Here is a 22783-nt window from a genome sequence, read left to right on the forward strand (position 1 = left end):
TTAAAGATACTTAAATATTGAATGTATTAATATTTAAAGGGTTGAATATGATGCGTAGACGCATACGAGATATAAATAACCGGTTAAGAACCCGGTAGCAAGTGGTAACACGTACAAATTGACACTGCTAACCCCTATACCACCCCTAAAACCTTTAAGGACTTTTTATGAAAAAATTATTGTTCATTATCTTGGCATCTACTGTTGGCGTTAGCGCCTGTGCGTCAAGCGACTCATCAAATGGCACAAGCGATCGCAACCATCAAAGACCTGCGATGTCCGCCGATATGAAGCAAGCTATGGATGACTGTGCTAAAAAAGCGGGCGTAAAAATGAATAAAGAGAGTCGTCCAAGTAAAAGCGATATGAAAAAAATAGATGCGTGTCTAAGTGCGAAAGGGTTTGAAAAGCCTGCAGGCCAAGGTCGTCACTAATAACTGGTATTTGTTAGATGATCATTGATAAAAGGCCACTCTTTATAGGGTGGCCTTTTTTGTTGGGTTGTGGTTTTATTTTAGTGTTAATATCATTATCAGCTTAAGAACATATGTAAGGTAAACAGCGATGGCAAATGTAGCAAATCTTGAAAAGAAGCTTTTAGAGCTAATAAATACTGACGATTCTTTCGCTATTGCGCTGACTGGTGAGTGGGGTGTTGGAAAAACATATTTTTGGAAATATTTTAAACAGAAGAACCTCAATAAATTTAAGCTGCAAAAGTATGCCTATGTATCTTTATTTGGTATTGACTCACTAGATTCTTTAAAATATGAAATTGCTGTCAAAACTCATGCAATTAATCAGCTAGAGGACAGATTACAAGGAGCTAAATCATTATTCAATAAAGCTTTAGATACTGTTGATTTTTCTAAAATGGGAGGTAATGGTTTAAGCCTAAATATAGGAAAAAGCTTTATAACTAGCATGTTATCTAGTCTAGTATCTAAAACTGTTATCTGTATTGATGATATTGAAAGAGTCTCAGACAATTTACCGATTAAAGACGTTATGGGCTTAATTAACGATTTAAAGTTGGAAAAAAACTGCCAAGTTATTGTAATCCTACATGACGCTAAAGCAAACAAGCAATTCCAAGAATATAAAGAAAAGGTCCTTGATGAAGTTCTTGTTCTTGATGATAATTTAGCTATATTACAGACTTTTATCACAGATGATATTGCATTAGATGTCATGCAACTATTCTATCGTACAATGAACGTCAAAAACTTAAGGTTTTATAATAAGGTACTTAATAATTATCAGCAAATTACTACTTCCATCACATCACTAAGCAAAACCAGTAGAGAGTACATACTAAAAAACCTTTTAATTGTTCGCTGGATAGACGAGTTTCAACCAGAAATAATTTTAGATAACGAGCAGAGTTCCTTTAAAGCTACCTTAGACTTATTTCTTGATAAAAACAAAAGTTTTATCAAAATGTCTGATGATCGTTTTTTGATGCAAACTGAAGAGATTAAAGCCTTCAGAAATCACTTGGAACCGTTTTACCCTTTATTCTCATTTGATGACTGGGCTATGCATATTATAAGTATGCTGCATAATCATGACATATCAGAAGAGTCTATAAAATATTTAATAGAAAAAGATATTCTATCAGAAGTAAATCTTCAAGATGACCTATTTCATCAACAGGTTATAAATGAGTTTCATAGCCTAAAGCTTCAGCCTAATTTCTGTGAACGCCTATATTATTCAGCATGTGCTAAGATTCAAAGGTCTGAGCTAAATAATATTAGCTTTTATTGTAATATCTTTGAAAACTGTGGTAGAAAAGGTTTAGCGCAACAGCTGGAAAATCACGTTAAGCAGTTTATTGAACGAGAGATAAACACATCACAATCAAGGCCAACTATTGGTGACTGGTATCGCTTTAAGATAGAGCCTTATGAAAGATTTCGTGAATTTATTGTTGAAAGTATAGAAAACTATCGACCCATCAATGTTAACTCTCATATTATTTCTTCTGTTTTTTTACGATACTATAAAGACAGAATTTCGAATGGTGATGATGAAGATATTCTTACATCAATTGATAAAAGCACTTTAAGAGAAGTAATTTGGACAGAAATTGAAGATGAAAGGTATCGTAGACAATTTATTCACTCTATTTTGCTACATCCTGTACTTAACGAAGTTGAAGGTAAGAAGGAGGAAGTGAGGATGTGGATACTAGAGCTTTTAAATGAGAAAATAGAAGAAAGCTCAGGAAGTGAAGTTCCTATTAGAATGTGGTTAAAGAGCACTAATGATTTGACAGAAAATCTTTCCTAATCATATTAACTATAGCCTTCAGTTAAATACTAGTCTTTAGAAGCGGTTTAGCCCCGATTGTAGCGGCTATCCTGCTCAATTGGAGGAGTTGCGAGGACTAGGTTTTGGCTTGGCTACGCGGAGCAAGAGACAGGACAAACCGTAGCCCTCGCCTCGTATCAATGAGCAGATAGAAGCGAAAAGCGAGATTAGCTCCAAACATAAAACCACTCCACCTAAATAAACTCTCTCTCAACATTCATCATCCGCGCATCTACCGTCCGTTCTATTTTCTCCTCAATTTGGCTGCATTGTGACTCCACTTCACGTTTGGATAATCCGACGATCACAAACGTCCACTCGCTGGCATCATGCCGATCACGCTCATCGCTCTCACAGACAGCGACGCTTGGTGTATTGCCAAAGCGCGCATGCAAGCCGCCCATGCGTTGGCGTTTTTCTTTTAATGAGCTACAGCCCGGTAGCGCAAAAGTCAGCGTTAAGATAGCGATATGCATTTTATACTCCTTACCAAAAAAGTTTATACTTTATAGTAGCATCAAATATAATGTCCGATAATGCCTGCGTGTCAGCATCTAGACCCTTTATAATAGCGTACCAATACCAACAAACATACGTATCTCGCCCATGACCTCTATCAGCTACGTACAGCAGCAGCGCATCACTCGACTATGCGTGCGCTGCGGATTACTTCTTATGCAATACGGCGCTGAGTCTGCCGTGGTGGTTGACTTGTCTAAACGTTTGGGATTTGCTTTGGGCATGAGTAGCGTCGAATGTTCGCTTAATTTTAATGCCATTACCTTGACGACCATCTGTAATGAACGCTGTATCACCACTACCAGAGACACGATCAATCAAAGCATTAATGTCAATTTATTGGTACAAATCCAGCAAATCGTTAATAAAACCGAAGCCGATAGAAATATTGACAAGCTACAGTCTGAGCTGACTGACCGCACCACCCGTGCCTTTGATGAGTTAGATAAGACAGTATATCCAACGTGGCTGGTAGGCATATTCGTTGGTGCATCTTGTGCTGCGTTTGCAAATCTTAATGGTGGCAGTTGGTCGATTACCGCCGTAACCTTTATCGCTGGCATGGTAGCGATGTTTACCCGCATTTATTTAGCCAAGCACCACTTCAATCCCTTTATCACGGTCATCGTAACGGCTTTTATCGCCTCTTTGATTGGGGCAACGACTTACTATTTTGATATTGGTAATAATGCTGATATTGCAGTTGCCTCGAGCGTGCTATTACTGGTGCCAAGCTTTCCTTTGATTAACTCTTTCTCAGACATTCTAAAAGGCTATGTCAATATTGGGGTTGGACGTGCGGTGTTTACATATATGTTGACCTTGTCCGCCTGCGTTGGCATCGTGATGGCACTGGTTTTACTGCAAATACAGCACTGGGGGTTTTGATATGTGGTTTATTGAAACCGTAGTATTGTCATGCATCATTACCCTTGGTTGGACGCTGATGTTCAGCGTACCCAAACGCTATATTTTGCCGTGTTTGCTGATGACTGCGTTTGGCTTTGGGCTAAAAACAGCGCTTGTCTATCAACATATCCATCTGGTGGTAGCCAGCTTTTTTGGGGCGATGCTTGCCAGCTTTTTGGGCGTCTACTTTTCTAAAAAATATACCCTACCGCCCAAAGCGTTAATTTCACCAAGCGTCATCTGTATGATGCCAGGTATCGCCGCTTATAAGGCGATGGTCAGCATGGTACAGATTGGCTATTTTGGCTTTTCGGACGAGTTATTTAGCCAAATGATGGTGTATTTGTTTGAAGCCTTATTTGTGACCTCAGGATTGGTACTGGGCTTATCCATTCCCGGGCTATTATTTTATAGACGGCGCGCCATTGTTTAAGTGGGTTTAAATGGTGACTATTTTACTTAAAGACTTTTATAAATTGATCCTTGGCTCTCAACTTAGGTAAAATGCTGGGCTAAAAACCCAGCCTACGCCAAGAAAAATAAATAATTGAGATTGGATTATTAATACTACTTGGCACGTCTTAAGCATGAAAAAACTTGTAAGATATACTCTCATACCCATTACAGTAAAGTTCACAATAAAACTAAACAACAATCGCATTCATATTATTCATCACAAGCATTGACTAAAGAGACTCAACCATGACAAAACATTATGACTATATCGCCATTGGTGGCGGTAGCGGCGGCATTGCCTCCATCAATCGCGCGGCAAGCTATGGCAAAAAATGCGCCATTATCGAAGCGGAGCAGTTAGGCGGTACTTGCGTCAATTGGGGCTGTGTGCCCAAAAAGGTCATGTGGTACGGCGCGCAAGTGGCCGAAGCCATCGAAAAATATGCGCCTGATTACGGTTTTGATGTCGAGTTAAAGGGCTTTGATTTTCAAAAGCTAGTCAACAGTCGCCAACAATATATCCAAAACATTCACCGCGCTTATGATAATAACTTGGCCAAAAATGGCGTGGAAGTGATAAAAGGCTTTGCCAAGTTTGTCGATACCAATACGGTCGAAGTCAATGGCGAGCATATCACGGCTGATCATATTTTGATCGCAACGGGCGGTCATCCTATTAAACCAAATATTAAAGGTGCAGAATACGGTATTGATTCTGACGGTTTTTTTGCCTTAAATGCTTTGCCAAAACGGGTAGCCATCGTCGGGGCAGGATATATCGCCGTTGAAATCGCTGGCGTGCTCAACAGCTTGGGTGCTGAGGTGCATCTGTATGTCCGTCAACACTCGCCGCTACGCTCCTTTGACCATACCATCGTGGAGACCTTGCTGATAGAGATGGAGCAGGATGGCATTCAATTGCACACCGATACCACACTAACGGAAGTCCATAAAAAAGAAGATGGCTGTTTAGAGTTGTTTATCAAAGACGGCGCTCTTGATACCGTAGATTGTTTGATTTGGGCGATTGGTCGCGCGCCTTCTACTGACGGTATTAACTTGGAAGTGACAGGTGTAGAGACGACTGATAACGGTAAAATCAAAGTCGATAAGTTCCAAAATACTAATGTTGACGGCATTTACGCAGTCGGTGACATTATCGAAAACAGCATTGATTTGACCCCTGTTGCTATCGCGGCGGGTCGTAGACTATCTGAGCGCTTGTTTAATGACAAAACCGATGAGCATTTGGTTTATGACTTGATACCGACGGTTATCTTTACCCATCCGCCTATTGGCACGATTGGCTTGTCTGAGATTGATGCGGTCAATCACTTTGGTAAAGACAACATTAAATGCTATACCTCAACATTTACTTCTATGTATAGCGCAGTGACGCAGCATCGTCAAAAGTGCGTGATGAAGCTGGTGTGCTTAGGCGAAGATGAAAAAGTCATCGGCTTGCACGGCATCGGCTTTGGTGTCGATGAGATGATTCAAGGCTTTGCGGTGGCGATCAAGATGGGCGCGACCAAGGCTGACTTTGACAATACGGTCGCTATTCATCCTACTGGTTCAGAAGAGTTTGTGACCATGCGCTGATATATGCGTTAATTTGATAGATAATATTGATGAAAAGGCTATTCTTGACGGAATAGCCTTTTTTATTGCCTATTTTTGATTTCGTGTAGTGTCAGATACAGACAGCACAATCATGATACTGCTATGATGCGCTTAATAGAAGCCGTTTGTGAGATGACTGTGTGGCAAGTATACCTCTATATTTTACCAATTGGCCTTGGGATTATGACGTTAGCGGCAAGCTTGCTGGGCTTGTTTGCATACCTCATGTCGGATGACAATGCCACGCGTCTGCCAGCTTTTAACTGGTTTAAGCGTTTAATTATTGTGGCATTTATTCTACTAAGCGTTGGGCTGTTTATGACCTTTGGGCATTTTTGGGGTTAGCTCAAGTCTGATACAATTAAAGCCAACCTTTATGAGCTAACGATTTTCTCTAATTCTAATAACGCTAAGTCTTGACGCTTTGGTTCGCCATTATTGCCGTCATCTGGGAACGGCATCTCGTTACCATTCAACTGATAGCCGCGGCGCTGATAATAAGCCAATAGCTCGGGGCGATGACTTAAAATAGACATGGTCAGACGACTTGGTTGATCATTACCTTGTAGATGCCGCTCTGCAAAAGTCTCAGCTGCCTCTAATATCACATTTCCCACACCGCAACCTTGCAAGTCTGGATGTACCGCAAACATACCAATATAGGCTTTTTCATTTGCGTCAGCGTCGATTTTCATATCAACGGCAATACAACCCAACAGCTCGTCAGTTTCATCGCCATCCTGAGCGCCAGTCGTCGTTTTTGGATAAACGAAAAGATAATGTTTTGGATTATCGATGATGCTCGCCAGCTCAGACTGAGTAATACGAATGCCACCGACCAAGTCGGCTTCATTGGTCCAGCCTGCTGTTTCTCGATAACAGCGATTTAATAACTGCTCAAGTGCGCCAACATCATCCGCTTTTGCTTGCCGTAAAAACACAGCGTCTTTGTTTAGAAGGTTATTATCCATTTTATAAGGTGTCCTTTTATTATTGCTATATAAAAAAGCTGACTTGGATAACCAAGCCAGCTTTAATAGTAAACCTTATGTGCCTTTAAATGCTAGCGCGATAATGCTTGGGCCTGCTCGATAATATCGAATCCAGTATTGATCTGCGCGCGCGTCGGTGCGTGACCACGACGCAGCAGCTCACTAAAAGCGACCAACTCTTTATCACGCCCTAAAGTACTTGCAGCACTTGCACGAGTATCTTCTCCCTCATCATCGAAGTAGTACTCGATATAATCGAGCGTGTCAGGCGAGCCAAGTAAGATATTATTATCTGGTGAAGCTGCATGTCCGCTGTAGCGTAGGCTCTTGCCATATTGCATCGTCCAGAAGAAAGGAATGCGCGCTTCTAACGAATTGACATTATCATCGTTTAATATCGCTGCCGCTGTGACCATGCCATGCTGCAAAGCCACGCGCCAATGTTCGATACGCATACGTCCCATCTGACCGGATGCTTTTGCAATGTCGCCAAGCGCATAAACCCCATCGCGCAGCTGCAGATGACTGTCGACTTGCACACCATCTGGATCATTCACCTCGTTTAAAACCTCTGTACGCGGTGCCACGCCCGTACCCAGAATCACAATATCGGCATCGATATGCTCGCCATTGGCAAGCGTCACACCGCCTACTTGTGAAAAGGTTTTATCATGTTTAGGATGCTCAGCCTTACTTTCAACTTGAGTGATTTTATTGACAGTGGCATTAAACACAAAGTTTATGCCGTTGTCTTTATGCAGCTTAATCAACGCATTGCTCACAGTTTCTGATACGATATTGCCCATTACCCGATCGTCCTGTCCAATCACCGTAATCGAAGCGGGCGTACCTGCTTGTGCCAATGCAGAAGCGACCTCCATACCGATAAAGCCTGTACCTACAATCACCACACGCTGGTCATGACTGGCCGCTTTAATCAACTTGGCATCCTCCATGCTACGCAAGGTATAAACGCCATCCAAATCAGCTCCTGTGATAGGCGGTATGTTTGGCTCAGCACCTGTCGCTACCACTAAAAAATCTGCAGTCTGTCGCTCACTATTGCCGCTATCATTGGTGATAACGACGGTAGACTCATTGGGTAGTACTTCGCTAACCGTTTGATTGAGGCGTAAATCGATATCGTTATCATTGGCCCATTTTGCACCGCCTAGTAACAGCTTGTCTTCCTCCATATTCCCCGCTAAAAAGGCTTTTGATAATAAAGGACGATTATAAGGGGCTTTATTCTCTTTGCTGATCAAGGTAATCTTGCCACCATAGCCCGTATGACGCAGCTGATTGGCCGTCATAAACCCTGCACCGCCACCACCAACGATAATAGTATGAGTATCGATCAGCTTGTCATTGATCAAGTTTTGATTCATTTTTGCTGAGGTATCGACGCTCAAGCTCTCGCCCTCATCTGTCAGCTGATATTGAGTCAATCCGCGCATGGCAACTGGCTCTAATAGCGTCCCATCACGATTGTCAAAAGTTGCATGGTGCCAAGGACAGACGACTCGACTACCGCAGCGCAACCCTGTGCCCAAATCTGCGCCAGCATGCGGACACTTGCCATCAAAGGCAAAAAACTCATCCTCATCGCGAGTGATTAAAATGATACTATCATCATCTTGTTTATATGACTTCATGCCACCATTTGGAATATCAGATTTATTGATGGTCACGATATTCTCGGTATGAATTTTATTATCGGCTAGGTTGTTATTCATCTGGCTCATAGGTCATCCTTAACAGTTATAATTATGTTCTGTATAAAACGTACCGTAATGGTCGATATACTTTAAAAGAGACAAGGTTACTGCGAACTACCGAGCGTGACTAAGATGATTTTTACAAAGCTTCTGTCAGCGTAGGCACAACAAGTGAGGAAAATTTGTACCAGTAACGCACTATAATATCCTGTATCCATTTTAGTTTGTATCGACTATACATTTAAAAAACAGCTCTATTGATAGTAACAAGCCCACTTAACGTACGCTGTTTATTTGTACGTTCGCTGCGTTGCAAAACGTAACTGATTAATATTTACTAGCTCTAATTAATTGGCCTTACCCTTTCAACCCAAAACTTACCATTAAAATACAAGACCACTTTATGACTTCTCAAGATAACTATAAAAAAACGACAGATAACTTTAATGCTCAATCTGCCTTAGCTCAATCTGACTTAGACAGTCAGCCAACTCATAACGAGCAGCTTGATATCGCAAGCTTTGATATCGCAAGTTTCGATATCAAAGCGGCGACAGATACCGAGCAGCTCCCTCAGCCCATACTGCCACCTTTAAAGCAGGCAACCTACAAAACATATAACACAGACTTTATCGTTAACGAGATATTGCCGATTGACTTCACTGGCGAAGGCGAGCATCTATGGTTACATATCAAAAAGTCCGGTGTAAATACTGCTTATTTAGCCAAATTACTGTCCGAGTGGGCAGAGATTCCATTACGTGATGTTGGTTATTCAGGACTCAAAGACCGCCATGCACTGACAACGCAGTGGTTTAGCCTGCGGATACCCAAAAAGCAATTGCCAGAGACTAAATTTGCACCAATAGATATCGGTGACAACGAATCAGTCACCATCCTTACGCAGCACTGGCACAATAAAAAGCTTAATCGCGGTACACATAGGGCTAATCAATTTATTATCACCTTGCGAGATATTGAATTGGAAGCTAACGATAAGTCGTCTGTAGAGCAGCATTTGCAAAATATCAGCGCAACTGGCGTACCCAATTACTTTGGTCCGCAGCGTTTTGGATGGCATGGTAATAATATAACAGAGGCGTTAAGGCTGTTCGCACGCCCAGCACCAAAAGATCGTCCGCAAACAAAAAAGAGTAAACGTAAACGTGCACCGCGTGAGCAACATGCGATGGAGTTGTCTGCCGCGCGTAGTTTACTATTCAATGAGATATTGGCAGCCAGAGTCCGCGACGGCAGTTGGAATATAGGACTTGCCGGTGAAGTATTTAACTTAGATGGCTCAGGCTCGATATTTGCTAGTGAAGAGGTAGACGAGTCGCTACGTGCGCGTGTTGCCAGTGGGGATATTCATCCAACTGGTGTGCTGTGGGGCGTAGGTAACGATAAAGTCAGCGGCATAGCAGCCCAGCTCGAAAACGATATAGTACAGTGCAATCCATTATTAGCACAGCTAGCAGTGGGTCTAGAAAAACGCGACGTCAAAGCCCAACGACGAGCACTACGATTACCCGTTGAAGCGATGCGTTGGACGTGGCAAGAGGAACAAACAGATGGTAAGCAAACGCTCGTATTAAATTTTACTTTGACGACTGGCAGCTTTGCTACTAGTGTACTGGCAGGTTTGGTACAACAGCTAAGCAGCTCATCATCGAAGGTGTAAGGCTTTGTAGCTTTGTACTAAGTTATCCTGTTCATAACCGATTATGCATCTGTTTTTTGGCCGCTGGTTTTTTGACTGCTGTATAACTGCCCAATGCTGTCTTTTGCTACTGTCATCTCGTTGGCACTGACCACTTGATTGCGACCACGATCTTTGGCTTCGTACAATGCTTTGTCTGCGACTCTAATCAAACGCTGACAAATATCACTAGGCAACTGAGCATATCGCAGCTCTGACACTGGTATAGATGCGCGTTTGCTCTTACGAGACTTAATTGTCGGCAGCTTCGATAATGATGATGTCGCCACTGTTTCTTTGGATTTTATGGATGCATATCTTTGTCTGATGCAGGCGCGCTCAGCATGAGTCAAGGTATAAAGCCCTAGACTCGCCGTTATCTTAAAGCTTAGATTATGGTCTATTTGAAACACATGGGTAGCAATATCGCAACGCAGCTGTTCGGCAATAGCCATCGCTAGATCATGCGCTATATCAGGCAGAACAATTAAAAATTCCTCACCTCCGTAACGACTGACAATATCAGTCTCAGTGAGCTTGTCTGTCAATATATTTGCAACTTCTTTTAATACATGATCGCCGACATCATGACCGTAATTGTCATTGATGCCTTTAAACAAATCTAAATCGAGTAAGATAACAGTATAGTCTTGGCTTTTAGTGAGTTTAGCGAGCGTTTGACGCATTTTAGTGAGGCCGCAGCGGCGGTTTTTCAGACCTGTCAGCTCATCATGATTGGCATGCTGCACGATTTGTTTTTTGCTATTGTCCAAAATTAGTAGCAGCGTACTAAAAATATATACCATAAAAATGGCTTTGGGCAACGCTAAATACATATGCGTCACACGCCAAAAGAATACTGAGGAGCGCCGAATCTCATTGATACTATCCCAGCTAAGCGTACCATCTTGAAAAATAGTGGCTTCTATCGCATTCTCAATACTTGTCATCTCGCTATAGGTTTGATAACTGTACGTACCAAGCGGTAATGAGGGGATATTTAGTTGGCGCATGCTAGGTAAAGTCACACCCAAATAAGGCAAAATCGCCATCAGGACAATCAAATAAACTTGAATCAAGAACGCATACCAAATGTAACGCCGGCGTACTAGCATCATCGCAAGCATCGTACCGCCAACGAGCGATACACCTGAGACTAAACTGCTGTGACCCATTACCAAAACGACAACGGCAATATATAACCCATATACACAAATGAGTACGATTTGCCAATTATGTAGGCGCTTAGAGTCGTCTCTAATATGAGATAAGTGACCTACCATCCAGCAAAAAAATATCCCTATGAGCGTTATAACAGCCCATATGGGATACAAGAGAGCCATGTCCACATAGCCCTCTAGTGCCTCTTGTCGTAACCAAACAAACAGACACCATAACCAATGCATGGTGATTTCCATCACGATGAATATGGCTAACAATGATGCTCTATCCGCAGCTTGCCACTCAAAAATCATCTGAGAGAGTTTTTTGTAGCCTGCCCGGTATATCGGTGTAACCATATACGCGTTACCACGTGCATATTTGTTCATTCTGTCATCAAGACCAATACAAACGTTGTGGTTTGTAAATAGGTGCTAACAGACTGATAGATGAGTTTAAAGTAACAAAGGTCTTATGCCTTGATTACTACATTAGTACTGAACTTAGGGTATGGCAGATGACGATACTTATTGGTTTAAATCTTAAACATTTGATATGCATTACAATTTTAAATAAGCCGTCGATTGACGCAGCACTATACTCGTTTTTGTGAACGTAATTCTTACCTATATAATTCTAGTATGTTTATTATTGATTTTGGCAACTTTCAAATCATTTGGCAATATTATTGTTGTCAATGGTCTCTATATACGACATATGGTTAATAACTGTCCAATAATCAATAATTGCTATGTTGAAAAAGTTGCCAAACGCCGTGCTGTTCAGTTGACAAGGTTGGCACGTCTCCAATACGGCGCCATGGCATATTGCTACCGTGAAAGTCGCTGCCAATTGAAGCCACAAGTCCATGTTCAGCGATACTACGATCAACCATTCTTCGGGTACTGATCGGCTCACTGGTCGCTGGCAACTCACAAGCATCGCCGCCAAGCTCAGCGAACTCAGCGATAAGCTTACGTACGCGCGTGGCTGACAGCTGATAGCGCGTTGGATGTGCAAGTACTGCTTTACCGCCACATGCATGAATCAGCTCAATACCTCTCGCCATACTAAGTGCGTCAATCGCGACGTAAGCGGCTTTATTGTCGGCCAAATATTTATCAAAGGCTTTTTGTACGGTCTTGACATCACCGCGCTCAAACAACACCTGACCAATATGCGCTCGTCCAACCGCTTGCGAGTTACCACCTGCTTTATCGAGTATCGCTTGCCATAGCTCCTCATAGTCGGTATCTAATAGTTCACTCAGCTTTTCGGTAATTCGTTGACCACGAGTGGCACGGCTGTCTTGTAGCTGCTGTAGCGTTGCATGCATTCTATCTAAATCGGTAAAATCAAGCCCGACGATGTGAATGATCTTGTTGGTCGATTTATTTTTGCCATAACCGCCAGTTAGCGTATGTTCGCAGCTGATTTCAACACCATTAATAAGTGTCATTCCGCACGCTGTGGCTGTCGCTCTAGCTTCATCAATACCTAGTAGCGTATCGTGATCCGTCAATGCCAGTACATCGACACCAGCTGCGTGCGCACGCTGTACAACATCTGCTGGAGCGTAAGTACCGTCTGAACAGGTACTGTGACAATGTAAGTCGATTTTCATAACGTTAACCTTAGATGTTGATCAAATATATGGGTTTATAAAGGGCCAATAATGGCTTAATAGAAAACAATAACAAGATTGTCTAGCACTTATACTTATTATCAATATGTTTATGATGTTGATTGCTTTTTTTTGCCTCAGTAGACGTGTAAACTACTCACTACGTTTTTGTTGGACATTCCACTTGTTATGAAAGCATTACTAGACTTCATTCCTTTGATTGCTTTTTTTGTTACTGCTCGTCAAAGTGGTATTTTGGCAGCAGCAGGCGCTTTGCTTATTGCAACTATCGTTGTTTATGCTATTCACTTTGTGCGTCAAAAAGGCAAATTTGATAAACAGCAATGGGTTGTATTAATACTGACCATTTTATTTTGTGGGGGTACGCTACTTTTGCGTGATGATATTTATCTGCGTTGGAAATCGCCGATTATCAACGGTATCTTTGCGTTAACGCTGATTATCAGTGCTGCGATTAATAAACCCTTGATGCAGCTTGCCATGAAAGAGGTCTTTTCGCTTACCATGAGTGGCTGGAAAAAGCTTACTATCGCTTGGGCACTGTTCTTTGCCTTTATGGGCTTTTTACATTATATCACGGCATTCACGATGTCTGATGAGGCATGGATTAACTTTAAGACCTATGGCTGGATTCCGATTATGCTGGTGTTTGTTGTCGCTCAATTTGCGGTATTAAAAAAGCATTTAAATCCAGCTTTAACTGATAAGTCTGCAAAATAAAAAAGTATTGCGATAATAACCAACCCTTATTGTCAAATTGACATTATCATTATAAATCATCATTTTTTATTTTTACTATTCATAAAGGAAGGGTCATGTCCTTATTTGCCATCATCGGTCACGACGTCGCCAATAGTACAGCACAGCGTCAAATCACCCGCGCTGAACATGTTGAGCGCTTACAGCGGTTAATTCAAGAAAACCGTCTTATTATCGCAGGCCCTACGCCTATCGAGCACGGTTTAGAGGCGATGTCAGGTAGCCTAATTATCGCTGACTTTGACTCTTTAGAAGCAGCGCAAGCATGGGCAAACGATGAGCCGTATTTACGGGATGGCGTATACAGTCACGTGGATATCAGACCCTTTATCCATACCTTACCAAAAGCAGATGATAACGCCTCGAATAAAGTAGTAAAGTCGTGAGTCAGCGAATATCCTTATCAAAAACTCGCCGCTATCAACATGGCCTGGCTAGTACGTTTTTGCTCATCGCCATGTCAGCGCATGCGGCGCCATCAGTGAGCAATACTGATTCCGTAGCAACGTCGTCTGCCACCAATCAAAACACTTCTGTCCAGTCAACATCAGACCAAACATTGTCAGCTAGCAATACTTTAGCCGCACAGATTCAGCCTTCAGACAAAGCCTTATCTGAGGCCAATCAAGCGCTACTTAGTCGCAATGCGCAACTACAAAGACAAGTAAATGATTTGCAGACACAAGTAAACGTTTTGGTTTATGAGAGCAAAGGTCAATTGTTTTTATACGGTGCATTTACTGTTTTGATGAGCTTGCTTGTCGGTATTTTTATCTCATGGCTGGTGTTTGTCCGCCGTGAGCGCTGGTAGCTCTTTGTTATTGCCTTCTCTAATGTGATCGCCTATGTCTAACGCCTCTTCAAAAAATAGTAGCGCTGCCACGACACCTATGCAGCACCCTACCACACCGAATATCCACGCATCAGCTATCACACCTGCCAAGATCAACTGGCAGATGGACGATACGGGTAATAAAGTGCCGGTATCAGGTGAGTTTGGCGATGTGTATTTTTCGCATGCCGATGGCCTTGCAGAGTCGCGTCATGTGTTTTTGGCACACAATCAGTTGGTTGAGCGACTGACTAATCTTGCGCCAAGGCAATGCTTTAGCATCGCAGAATTGGGCTTGGGTACTGGGCTAAATTTGTTGGCAACGTGGCAGCTATGGCGAGAGCTGCGTCATGCCCATCCACACTTGGCAACAGCGAAGCTACACTTTATTACCACAGAAAAACATCCGATACCGCTCACAGATCTTACCCAAATCTTAGCTTTATGGGCACAGCGTGCGCCTGAGCTGTCTGTGCTGACTGCGCAGTTTTTAGCGGCTTATCCGCCTCTGATCGCAGGATGTCATCGTCTAAACTTCCTCGATGATAATTTGACTGTCGATATGTGGTTTGGTGACGCAGCTGATAGTTTGTCCAAATTGGCATTAGACGCCTCTATCAAGCCAGCACCCTACATTGACGCATGGTATCTGGATGGCTTTGCCCCTTCTTGTAATAGTACATTGTGGGCTGAAAACATCTTCGCACAAATACAGCGTCTCTCCTACCTTGGCACGACCGCAGCTACTTATAGCTGCGCAGGTATCGTCAAACGCGCACTAAAAGACTGCGGCTTTGAGATCAAAAAAGTCAAAGGCTTTGGCCGTAAACGTGAGATGCTCACCGCCATCATGGCTGAGTCTACCGATTTGTCAGATAACCGTAGTGATGCTCATGACTATCCTGATAATCAAGCTATTAATCAAGCTATTAATAGCGCCCATAGTATTGTCATTGGCGCTGGTGTCTCAGGCTTAATGACAGCGTGGTCACTTGCCAATCGCGGTATTAATGTCACTTTGCTAGATAAATCAGCACCTTTGGCCGGAGCATCTGGCAATCCTCGCGCCCTACTCGCACCTAAGATGACACCGATTCATCATGTCGATGAGCATTTGCATAGCATCGGTTATCTCTATAGCAGCCGTCTATATCGACAGCTTAATAAAAAGGCTGCAAAGCAAAATACAGCGCCCGTACTTGAGTTAACTGGCGCACTAGATTTGCTGATAAAAGCCAATATCGGCACAGAACAAATTGCAGACTATCCGGATGAGATGGCAACCACGCTATCGCTTGCGCAAGCACAAGAGACTACCGGATTAAAAACGCATGATTTATCAGAGAATTTGTACTTACCACAATCCGGTTTGGTCAACCCTCAAGCATTAAAAAATATAATACTGACCCATCCGCTCATCTGCTTTCAGCAATTAGACGTTAGCAATATTAACGAGATGGAAAGCTGTGTTCGTATTGAAGGCAGTAATCAGGACAAAGGCGTGATGACTATTAGTGCCGATAATGTGGTGATTTGCGCCGCTTATGAGAGTCACAAAATAGATCAGCGTATTTTTGATTGTCGTAAAATTCGTGGTCAGCTTTCGTGGTTCACGCCAACCACCAAACAGCTCACAAACCTACCTAAAATACCGCTTAAATATAGCGGCTACTGTGCCGTCTTTACCGCGCAAGCTGATGATAAAGAGTTGAATGATGTGGTAGAAGGTGCAGCGCATCTATTATTAGGCGCTAGCTTTATACGCAATGATACAGACACTGATATTCGTAATGAAGAGCACCATATTAGTCGTGAAAAGCTCGTCTCTGCCATTCCTGAGATGGAATCGGTTATTCCAGCCGATAGCAGTCTATGGCAGGGGCGTGCCGGCGTTCGAACTCAAACCCCTGATTATCATCCTATCGTAGGACGATTAGCACAAAGCCGGCGTACTTGGGTTATGAGTGCGATGGGCGCTAAAGGCTATGCGTTAGCGCCCATATGCGCTGAAACGCTTGCAGATATGATGCTAGGATCTTTTGCACCATTGTCAGCAGCGATGCGCGCGCGCCTGTCGCCCAATCGTACGCGCTTACAGACGCCGCTTAGTTAACATTCAAACCTGGTTTCAGCTTTGTTATGACTGAGCTTTTCACATTCTTGGCTATTTTATAGTATGAAGCTATAAAGTTGTTTCTAATAACGAGAGGTATGTAATGCCCTACCACCAAACCACGCTGACCCTGCCTGCCTATGCGCGCGGCATTCATATCATAACGCCAATGATTGAAGATGCGATTCGTAAGCTAATACCTAATTCATCTCAAGTAGGTCTAGTGCACCTATTTTTACAGCATACCTCTGCCAGTCTCGCGATTAACGAAAATGCTGACCCAGATGTCAGACTAGATACTGAAGATTGGCTGAATAAAATTGCGCCTGCTAATCAACCCGAGTACCGTCATACATTAGAAGGTTCGGATGACTTGCCAGCCCATTTTAAAAGTATAATGCTTGGGGTCAGTTTAACCATCCCACTTAGCAATGGCGTATTGGGACTTGGCAGGTGGCAAGGCGTATATTTATGCGAGCATCGAGATAACCTTGATAAGTATGGCGGACAGCGACAGCTCGTTATTACCGTAAGTACTTAGCAATATGTTGTTATCCAACAGCAGATGACAGCTCACTATGCTCAAATAAACCCTTTTAATGGAATAATAACCTTACTATGAAAGCCCTTGCTATAGCGTCACTAAAATCCAAGTCCTACTTGCGTGTTTTTCCCGCCTTTCTTTTTAGTGGGCTGATACTGACTGCTTGCCAAAAGACACCAGAACCTGAAGCAGCTAATGAGCCACAAGCTGAAACGACCACCGTTCAAACTACGTCTGTTAATAATGACAGTGATAGCAATGACAATAGTGCACCTATAGACAGCTCTCAAAACTCGGTTGATTCCACCGAAAAGTCAAAGAACGATGTTAGCGTAAACGAGCTTGAAAACGATATCGAAACCGTAGAAGTAGAACCAAATACAGCAGACCTGACTCCTAATCCAGAACAAGCTATTAAAGGCGCACAAATCACTGATGTCATTTACAAAAACGCGGCAGGTGAAACGTTATCCGTCGTCTTTGAGACCTCAGCAGCAGGCGTACTCAATGCCCTTGTCACTTTGCCTAACAAACCGACTATGATGCTCAGCGCACCCGAAGGCCAAGGCAATAATCCAACTTATCGTTCTACAGATGGTCATATGCAGCTGGTCACTCACGCAGGTGGTGGTAGCATCGACCTTATTAAAAACAATAATGTCACAAGCTTCGATGCTATCAGCGCTGATGCTGAAGTCGTCACTGAGTAAATTGTGAAAAGACACATAGCTTAAGCCTCTTAAAAATAATATTTTAAGCAATAAAAAGGCGGCACACGTTACTATCGTGTGCCGCCTTTTTATTGCTTTCTTTTAGCCAAAACCCGTTGTTTTACCAAACATAGCGACCAGCCAGCTCATCACGGCCCACAATCCCCAAACAACAAATATCAAAACGACTAGCCCTAATATGTCAGGTATATGCAGATAGAGCCAAGCCACGATAGGATTGCGCCAAAAGCGACTTTGCCGCTGCTTGTCTTCTAATGATTGATGTAAAAATGGCCGATCCATATGCATGGTTTCAGTGATGCCATACTCATCTTGTAGGTGCTGATGTACGATGCCCAAGGTCTTACGACTAGGACGTATAAAGATATCCAGCAGCGTCCCAATACCAGGTACAATGCCAACCACCATATCAATTAGCGCCAGTCTGACTGCTGGCGTCATCTTATGTGCTGGGACGCCTAGCTGACGACCTAATATAAAAGCATAGCTGGTCAACGCGAGTCCCGCCAAATCTCCTGCTAGCGGAATGGTCGAAAGCGCCGCATCAGCGCCCATCCCTTGCTTAGTAAACGGCACACGCACGAGCGAATCCATAGTGTTGGCAAACTTCGCCAATTTACGTTCGGTAGCAATGACTTGCTCGCGAGTCAAACCATGCTCAGCCAGCTTTGCCTGATAATCGACGCTTGGACCATTGAGGTCAACCCGCTTTCTCGCTTTTGACTTTGAGAGCTTCTTGAATTTATCCATTAAAAGTCGTCCATAAACAAGCAATTGCGATAAGCGCAAAGACGTAGCGCCCGACCCATATATTGGCTAAAAATGCCTGAAAGCAAGACATCGCATGACGAGTGGCACAGGCGCTGTTTTGCTTAGCAAACATCATTGCGACCAACGCTAGTCCAAATACTGGAGTGATGCCCAGCGATGTCGGCGCAAAATAATGCCACATTACCACGCCCATAATGAGCAAAAACAACATTTGCAGTAACGAGATGATAACGACATCATAGCGGCCAAAGAGTATTGCCGTAGACTTGACTCCAATCTTTAAATCATCCTCACGATCCGCCATGGCATACTGGGTATCATAAGCCACCGTCCAACACATATAAGCTATAAACAACAACCAGCACCAAATGTCAGGCGCACCTTGCACCGCTACATACACCATTGGTATCGCCCAGCCAAACGCTGCAGCCAAAAACACTTGCGGTAAGTGCGTAAAACGTTTCATAAACGGGTAAATAAAGGCCAGTATGACTGCTCCTAAAGACCAATAAAATACTTCGATGGGCAAGAAAAACAATAGACTGGCACTCAATAATACCAACACTAAAAATGCAGCAATGGCCTCTTTAGCAGATAAACGTCCATCTGCTAAAGGGCGACCTTTAGTACGACTGACATGACCATCGACTTTACGATCGGCAAAGTCATTAATCGCACAACCTGCCGCCCGCATAAAAATCGCGCCCAGTGCAAATAATATAAATACCTTTAGGCTGGGCAGACCTGCCGTTGCCCCTTGCTGCTGCGCATGGCCCATAGCAGCCAGCATCACGCCCCAAAGTGTGGGCCAAAGTAGCAGCTCTATACCGACTGGCTTATCAAAGCGTGTCAGCTGCAAATAGGCGTGTAGTTTGTCTGAAAATGTCATGGTATTTTAATTATCATCAATAAAAAGTTATGTATGCGACTTATGTTTTTGGTTAAGATTACTGGACTTGCTGCCATAATTTATTGGCTTCAATCAATGATAGCTCAGGGTATTTTTTACGCAGCGCCTTGATGGCTGCCACTTTATTATTTTGCGTTGTTTGAGCTTGCTTATGCAGATAAGTTAAATACTCTTGTGAGCCTCTTAGTGCTTTAAGAGACGCTTCAAGCCGGAGAATCCGAGTACGCAGTATGATATTTATCAATAACAACCCTGCCCCCATCACCCATATGATTAACGTCGACATTCCTTGCTCCTAAATCCATGAGTCCTAAATATATTCCAGCAGCACGGTAACGTTCTAAAACTGGATTGCCTAGATATCAAACAAAATAACCATCAAAACGTACCGCTTCATTATGCCAACTTTCACTTGGTTGTTGATTGGCAAGTGGCGGCGCAAGCTGTGGCCGTTTTACCACCACGCGGCCTTGTTTGTCGCTATTTCTGACGATAGCTTGCGCACTTTGTAGCAGTTGGCACTCTTCGTCCATTGTCGGCGGACGAGCCAATTGGTGTAAGGCTTGCATATGCTTGCCGACTTTGGCGCCTTTGCCCGTCTTACTATCTTGATAGCTGTCTTCTGGAAACATCGGATCCAAATATACAACGTCAATTGACTGTTGACTGGCGGCTGTCATCTCTGCATTTGACTGCGTAAAATAACTTAGCGCATCGGTATTGATGATTTGCAGACGGCTCATCAGCTTTTGCCAATTCGGTAGTGCATTCATACGCTGCTGCTCTACTAGTAGTAGCAACGCCATTAAAGGTTGCTGCTCAAGCATAGTGACTTGAGCACCGGTGCTGGCCAATATCAAGCTGTCGTGACCAAAGCCTGCTGTTGCATCGATAACGCGGCTGTCCGATGTAACTTTAGCCGCTTGCAGCAACAGCTCAGACTTACGTCCAGCGCTTACCACACGGCGCTGCAATTTATCCCATTCTGGGGTAACGCTCAATCCATCACTCAACCACGACAGCTTGTCTTTTTCATCCAATAATAAAATGGGTAAAGTGGACATTTGACTTAATTGCTTGCGACGTTTTTGATTGAGCTTTTCGGCAAACAATTTAGTCATTAGGCTGATGGGGAGTTGATGCTGTTCTATCAGGACGTGCAGGCGCTCAATCTGGGCTTGCTGATGCTCGCTGACATAAAGCAGTTGGCAATGACTTTGCGCACTAAGATTGTTAGCTGCTGGTAGCGACGCGCTCATGACTGCCCTTCTCTTAACGATTGATAAGACCATAAATCATAGTGCATGTTTAACCTGCCATTTGATAACCAAACAACCAAGACGCCAACAATACTACCACCCCAGTAATAATACGTAACCATGCAAAAATCGTAAAGTCACGGCGGCTTACCCAAGCGACAAGCCAGCGAATACAAAGTAGCGCTACAATAAAAGATACTACTGTGCCTACGCCTAACACCAGCCAATCTTCGCTACTGGTCAACACATCGCCATGCTTAAGCAAATCTAGTAATGCGGCACCAACGATGACCGGAATCCCCAAAAAGAATGAAAATTCTGCTGAAGCTTTACGTGAAACGCCAAGCCAGAGCGCACCAATGATAGTCGCACCTGAACGTGATGTACCTGGTATCAGCGCCAGACACTGAAACAAACCAATCATCAACGCTGTCTTTAGACTGACGTCTTCGGCCTCACGAGCAATGATCGTTTTGGGACGTTTTTCAACATAAAATATCAGCAGACCACCGATGATGAGCATGATAGCAACAGTAATAGGATTAAATAAGTAGGTTTTGATCTCATCAGCAAAAGTAAAGCCTACAAGCATCACAGGAACAGTAGCGACAATCAAGCTCAGCCCCAGCTGTCTTGGGTTACTCATACCGTCAGCTTTGCCCGTCAGCAGACCCATCAACGCTTGCCACAGCCTACCCCAATAGTCATAAATGACTGCCAAAATAGCACCAAGCTGTACCACCACCACAAACAAATCGACTTTATCTTTAGTCCAAAAATTCATTAAATCGGCAGATAGAATTAAATAACCCGTGCTAGAAATGGGTAAGAATTCAGTAATGCCTTCAACGATACCCATAATGACAGCTTGAATTAACAAGAGTATATCCACAATTATTTTCCTAAAAACAGACCTATTGGCCGTCCTATATTGTCGTTGCTTTTATAATAAGTTACACATAGCTACTATTGCCCATCTATATGCATTCTCTTAAATGAATATATTAAAAGCTATGCTTTACCTTGCTCTTTTAAGGTTTTCCATGCCTGATTGCGCAGATACTCTGGTAGCGCTTGCGCAGCCTCTGTACCGCCAGTACTCATAAATTGAGCAATACCTAATTGACCAATCACCACTGCAGTAGGCCAGACATCATCATGACATACTTGTCCATCATACAGTGTTAAGAGCGGTGCACCATTACCAACGATAGCAAGATTAAGCGCTGTCTGACTGTCATAATCCAGCAACCGCTCAGTACTATCGCTATTATCGACTGACACCGGCTGCATTATGGCAACGGGGTATTGCTCTGTTTCTTCTATTTTATATTGGCCAAAATAGACTTGTTGCATACGTGCGTCGAGGGCACTATATACGTGCGTCACGCCGTACTGCTGATACGCACACTGGGCTATGGCTTGTAAGCTAGACACACCTACACAAGGCAAATCATGTGCCACAGATAATGCTTGTACCACTGCAGTATTAATTCGAATACCGCTGAATGCACCAGGGCCACGGTTAAAGATTAATGCTTGTAGGTCAGCAAGATTGAGATTTGACTCAGACAGCGCTGCATCAATCATCGGCAAGATTTGCTGGGTCTGCTGACGTTTACCCGTCTCTGTATGGCTCGACAGCACTTGCCCACTCGCATCTAAGATGGCGATCGAACATTGATCAAACACGGTATCCATTGCTAAAAACATTGTAACCTCGGTTTATACTTTTGGCACTATAGTCAGTCCGCTATAAGATATTATAGCGTCTCGTTTGCAGTATTACCTCTACACTCGGTTGCTTTATAACAGTTTAAACTTAT

24 protein-coding genes are annotated in these 22783 nt (G+C 43.3%); 13 read left to right on the forward strand and 11 right to left on the reverse strand.

The window, feature by feature from the left end:
* Nucleotides 1-167 precede the first annotated feature (167 nt).
* Nucleotides 168-434, forward strand: a complete 267-nt coding sequence (locus ACS8FC_RS01890) for a hypothetical protein (RefSeq protein ID WP_439295709.1) — start codon at nt 168-170, stop codon at nt 432-434.
* Nucleotides 435-564: 130 nt separating this feature from the next.
* Entirely contained in the window at nt 565-2295 is a 1731-nt protein-coding gene (locus ACS8FC_RS01895) for a hypothetical protein (RefSeq protein WP_439295710.1), read from the forward strand.
* A 215-nt stretch (nt 2296-2510) separates the two neighbouring features.
* Here ACS8FC_RS01895 and ACS8FC_RS01900 read toward each other — a convergent pair whose 3' ends face one another.
* Nucleotides 2511-2792, reverse strand: coding sequence for a DUF503 domain-containing protein (locus ACS8FC_RS01900; protein WP_439295711.1), 282 nt, complete (start codon nt 2790-2792; stop codon nt 2511-2513).
* Between the two features lie 130 nt (nt 2793-2922).
* Between ACS8FC_RS01900 and ACS8FC_RS01905 the strand changes: the two genes are divergently transcribed.
* The 4 genes from ACS8FC_RS01905 (at nt 2923) to ACS8FC_RS01920 (ending at nt 6168) form a co-directional block, all read left to right on the forward strand.
* Nucleotides 2923-3723, forward strand: a complete 801-nt coding sequence (locus tag ACS8FC_RS01905; protein WP_439295712.1) for a threonine/serine exporter family protein — start codon at nt 2923-2925, stop codon at nt 3721-3723.
* Between the two features lies 1 nt (nt 3724).
* Entirely contained in the window at nt 3725-4177 is a 453-nt protein-coding gene (locus ACS8FC_RS01910; protein ID WP_068037441.1) for a threonine/serine exporter family protein, read from the forward strand.
* A gap of 269 nt (nt 4178-4446) precedes the next feature.
* Entirely contained in the window at nt 4447-5802 is a 1356-nt protein-coding gene (gorA, locus tag ACS8FC_RS01915; RefSeq protein ID WP_439295713.1) for a glutathione-disulfide reductase, read from the forward strand.
* Between the two features lie 123 nt (nt 5803-5925).
* Nucleotides 5926-6168, forward strand: a complete 243-nt coding sequence (locus ACS8FC_RS01920; protein WP_439295714.1) for a hypothetical protein — start codon at nt 5926-5928, stop codon at nt 6166-6168.
* Nucleotides 6169-6197: 29 nt separating this feature from the next.
* On the opposite strand, the gene ACS8FC_RS01925 is transcribed toward ACS8FC_RS01920, so the two are convergent.
* The gene (locus tag ACS8FC_RS01925) at nt 6198-6794 is read right to left on the reverse strand and encodes a GNAT family N-acetyltransferase (RefSeq protein WP_439295715.1); all 597 of its coding nucleotides are present in this window, start codon (nt 6792-6794) and stop codon (nt 6198-6200) included.
* 92 nt (nt 6795-6886) lie between these two features.
* Complete coding sequence (locus ACS8FC_RS01930) at nt 6887-8560, reverse strand: FAD-dependent oxidoreductase (RefSeq protein ID WP_439295716.1); 1674 nt, start codon at nt 8558-8560, stop codon at nt 6887-6889.
* A 376-nt stretch (nt 8561-8936) separates the two neighbouring features.
* On the opposite strand from ACS8FC_RS01930, the gene truD reads away from it, so the two are divergent.
* Entirely contained in the window at nt 8937-10214 is a 1278-nt protein-coding gene (truD, locus tag ACS8FC_RS01935) for a tRNA pseudouridine(13) synthase TruD (protein WP_439295717.1), read from the forward strand.
* A gap of 41 nt (nt 10215-10255) precedes the next feature.
* Here the strand turns inward: truD and ACS8FC_RS01940 are convergent, their stop codons facing one another.
* Nucleotides 10256-11752: a GGDEF domain-containing protein gene (locus ACS8FC_RS01940; protein ID WP_439295718.1), complete on the reverse strand. Its 1497-nt coding sequence runs from the start codon at nt 11750-11752 to the stop codon at nt 10256-10258.
* Nucleotides 11753-12132: 380 nt separating this feature from the next.
* The gene (locus ACS8FC_RS01945) at nt 12133-13017 is read right to left on the reverse strand and encodes a PHP domain-containing protein (RefSeq protein WP_439295719.1); all 885 of its coding nucleotides are present in this window, start codon (nt 13015-13017) and stop codon (nt 12133-12135) included.
* 189 nt (nt 13018-13206) lie between these two features.
* Between ACS8FC_RS01945 and ACS8FC_RS01950 the strand changes: the two genes are divergently transcribed.
* The 6 genes from ACS8FC_RS01950 (at nt 13207) to ACS8FC_RS01975 (ending at nt 17996) form a co-directional block, all read left to right on the forward strand.
* Nucleotides 13207-13758, forward strand: coding sequence for an inner membrane-spanning protein YciB (locus ACS8FC_RS01950; protein ID WP_299217503.1), 552 nt, complete (start codon nt 13207-13209; stop codon nt 13756-13758).
* 95 nt (nt 13759-13853) lie between these two features.
* Nucleotides 13854-14183 (forward strand): YciI family protein, encoded by a 330-nt coding sequence (locus tag ACS8FC_RS01955; protein WP_439261817.1) that lies wholly within the window; start codon nt 13854-13856, stop codon nt 14181-14183.
* A complete protein-coding gene (locus ACS8FC_RS01960; protein WP_439295720.1) occupies nt 14180-14608 on the forward strand; it encodes a hypothetical protein in 429 nt (142 codons plus the stop codon). The genes ACS8FC_RS01955 and ACS8FC_RS01960 overlap by 4 nt, the downstream gene beginning before the upstream one ends.
* Before the next feature lie 34 nt (nt 14609-14642).
* Nucleotides 14643-16742, forward strand: a complete 2100-nt coding sequence (gene mnmC / locus ACS8FC_RS01965; RefSeq protein ID WP_439295721.1) for an FAD-dependent 5-carboxymethylaminomethyl-2-thiouridine(34) oxidoreductase MnmC — start codon at nt 14643-14645, stop codon at nt 16740-16742.
* Nucleotides 16743-16845: 103 nt separating this feature from the next.
* Nucleotides 16846-17283, forward strand: coding sequence for a secondary thiamine-phosphate synthase enzyme YjbQ (locus ACS8FC_RS01970; protein ID WP_439261823.1), 438 nt, complete (start codon nt 16846-16848; stop codon nt 17281-17283).
* 77 nt (nt 17284-17360) lie between these two features.
* Nucleotides 17361-17996: a hypothetical protein gene (locus ACS8FC_RS01975; protein ID WP_439261824.1), complete on the forward strand. Its 636-nt coding sequence runs from the start codon at nt 17361-17363 to the stop codon at nt 17994-17996.
* Between the two features lie 102 nt (nt 17997-18098).
* On the opposite strand, the gene ACS8FC_RS01980 is transcribed toward ACS8FC_RS01975, so the two are convergent.
* The 6 genes from ACS8FC_RS01980 to tsaB form a co-directional block, all read right to left on the reverse strand.
* On the reverse strand, nt 18099-18767 hold the full coding sequence (locus tag ACS8FC_RS01980) for a DUF4112 domain-containing protein (protein ID WP_439261826.1): 669 nt from the start codon (nt 18765-18767) through the stop codon (nt 18099-18101).
* Nucleotides 18760-19677, reverse strand: coding sequence for a 4-hydroxybenzoate octaprenyltransferase (gene ubiA, locus ACS8FC_RS01985; RefSeq protein WP_439295722.1), 918 nt, complete (start codon nt 19675-19677; stop codon nt 18760-18762). The genes ACS8FC_RS01980 and ubiA overlap by 8 nt, the downstream gene beginning before the upstream one ends.
* 58 nt (nt 19678-19735) lie before the next feature.
* The gene (locus ACS8FC_RS01990; protein WP_439261830.1) at nt 19736-19984 is read right to left on the reverse strand and encodes a hypothetical protein; all 249 of its coding nucleotides are present in this window, start codon (nt 19982-19984) and stop codon (nt 19736-19738) included.
* 76 nt (nt 19985-20060) lie between these two features.
* The gene (locus ACS8FC_RS01995; protein WP_439261832.1) at nt 20061-20957 is read right to left on the reverse strand and encodes a class I SAM-dependent methyltransferase; all 897 of its coding nucleotides are present in this window, start codon (nt 20955-20957) and stop codon (nt 20061-20063) included.
* Between the two features lie 49 nt (nt 20958-21006).
* Nucleotides 21007-21849 carry an undecaprenyl-diphosphate phosphatase gene (locus ACS8FC_RS02000; RefSeq protein WP_299217524.1) on the reverse strand — a complete coding sequence of 281 codons (843 nt, stop codon included), beginning with the start codon at nt 21847-21849 and terminating at the stop codon, nt 21007-21009.
* Between the two features lie 119 nt (nt 21850-21968).
* Nucleotides 21969-22670, reverse strand: coding sequence for a tRNA (adenosine(37)-N6)-threonylcarbamoyltransferase complex dimerization subunit type 1 TsaB (tsaB, locus tag ACS8FC_RS02005; protein WP_439261836.1), 702 nt, complete (start codon nt 22668-22670; stop codon nt 21969-21971).
* Between the last annotated feature and the right edge of the window lie 113 nt (nt 22671-22783).

The sequence above is a fragment of the Psychrobacter sp. 1Y4 genome (genome assembly GCF_051847555.1).

Bases quoted from the DNA above. Each gene is read 5' to 3' on its own strand.
- ACS8FC_RS01895 (WP_439295710.1), top strand. From the start codon at position 565: ATGGCAAATGTAGCAAATCTTGAAAAGAAGCTTTTAGAGCTAATAAAT.
- ACS8FC_RS01905 (WP_439295712.1), top strand. From the start codon at position 2,923: ATGACCTCTATCAGCTACGTACAGCAGCAGCGCATCACTCGACTATGC.
- gorA (WP_439295713.1), top strand. From the start codon at position 4,447: ATGACAAAACATTATGACTATATCGCCATTGGTGGCGGTAGCGGCGGC.
- truD (WP_439295717.1), top strand. From the start codon at position 8,937: ATGACTTCTCAAGATAACTATAAAAAAACGACAGATAACTTTAATGCT.
- mnmC (WP_439295721.1), top strand. From the start codon at position 14,643: ATGTCTAACGCCTCTTCAAAAAATAGTAGCGCTGCCACGACACCTATG.
- ACS8FC_RS01890 (WP_439295709.1), top strand. From the start codon at position 168: ATGAAAAAATTATTGTTCATTATCTTGGCATCTACTGTTGGCGTTAGC.
- ACS8FC_RS01975 (WP_439261824.1), top strand. From the start codon at position 17,361: ATGAAAGCCCTTGCTATAGCGTCACTAAAATCCAAGTCCTACTTGCGT.
- ACS8FC_RS01945 (WP_439295719.1), bottom strand. From the start codon at position 13,017: ATGAAAATCGACTTACATTGTCACAGTACCTGTTCAGACGGTACTTAC.
- ACS8FC_RS01980 (WP_439261826.1), bottom strand. From the start codon at position 18,767: ATGGATAAATTCAAGAAGCTCTCAAAGTCAAAAGCGAGAAAGCGGGTT.
- ACS8FC_RS01990 (WP_439261830.1), bottom strand. From the start codon at position 19,984: ATGTCGACGTTAATCATATGGGTGATGGGGGCAGGGTTGTTATTGATA.
- ubiA (WP_439295722.1), bottom strand. From the start codon at position 19,677: ATGACATTTTCAGACAAACTACACGCCTATTTGCAGCTGACACGCTTT.
- ACS8FC_RS01940 (WP_439295718.1), bottom strand. From the start codon at position 11,752: ATGGTTACACCGATATACCGGGCAGGCTACAAAAAACTCTCTCAGATG.
- ACS8FC_RS01970 (WP_439261823.1), top strand. From the start codon at position 16,846: ATGCCCTACCACCAAACCACGCTGACCCTGCCTGCCTATGCGCGCGGC.
- ACS8FC_RS01930 (WP_439295716.1), bottom strand. From the start codon at position 8,560: ATGAGCCAGATGAATAACAACCTAGCCGATAATAAAATTCATACCGAG.
- ACS8FC_RS01900 (WP_439295711.1), bottom strand. From the start codon at position 2,792: ATGCATATCGCTATCTTAACGCTGACTTTTGCGCTACCGGGCTGTAGC.
- ACS8FC_RS01955 (WP_439261817.1), top strand. From the start codon at position 13,854: ATGTCCTTATTTGCCATCATCGGTCACGACGTCGCCAATAGTACAGCA.
- ACS8FC_RS01910 (WP_068037441.1), top strand. From the start codon at position 3,725: ATGTGGTTTATTGAAACCGTAGTATTGTCATGCATCATTACCCTTGGT.
- ACS8FC_RS01925 (WP_439295715.1), bottom strand. From the start codon at position 6,794: ATGGATAATAACCTTCTAAACAAAGACGCTGTGTTTTTACGGCAAGCA.
- tsaB (WP_439261836.1), bottom strand. From the start codon at position 22,670: ATGTTTTTAGCAATGGATACCGTGTTTGATCAATGTTCGATCGCCATC.
- ACS8FC_RS01920 (WP_439295714.1), top strand. From the start codon at position 5,926: ATGATGCGCTTAATAGAAGCCGTTTGTGAGATGACTGTGTGGCAAGTA.
- ACS8FC_RS01995 (WP_439261832.1), bottom strand. From the start codon at position 20,957: ATGAGCGCGTCGCTACCAGCAGCTAACAATCTTAGTGCGCAAAGTCAT.
- ACS8FC_RS01950 (WP_299217503.1), top strand. From the start codon at position 13,207: ATGAAAGCATTACTAGACTTCATTCCTTTGATTGCTTTTTTTGTTACT.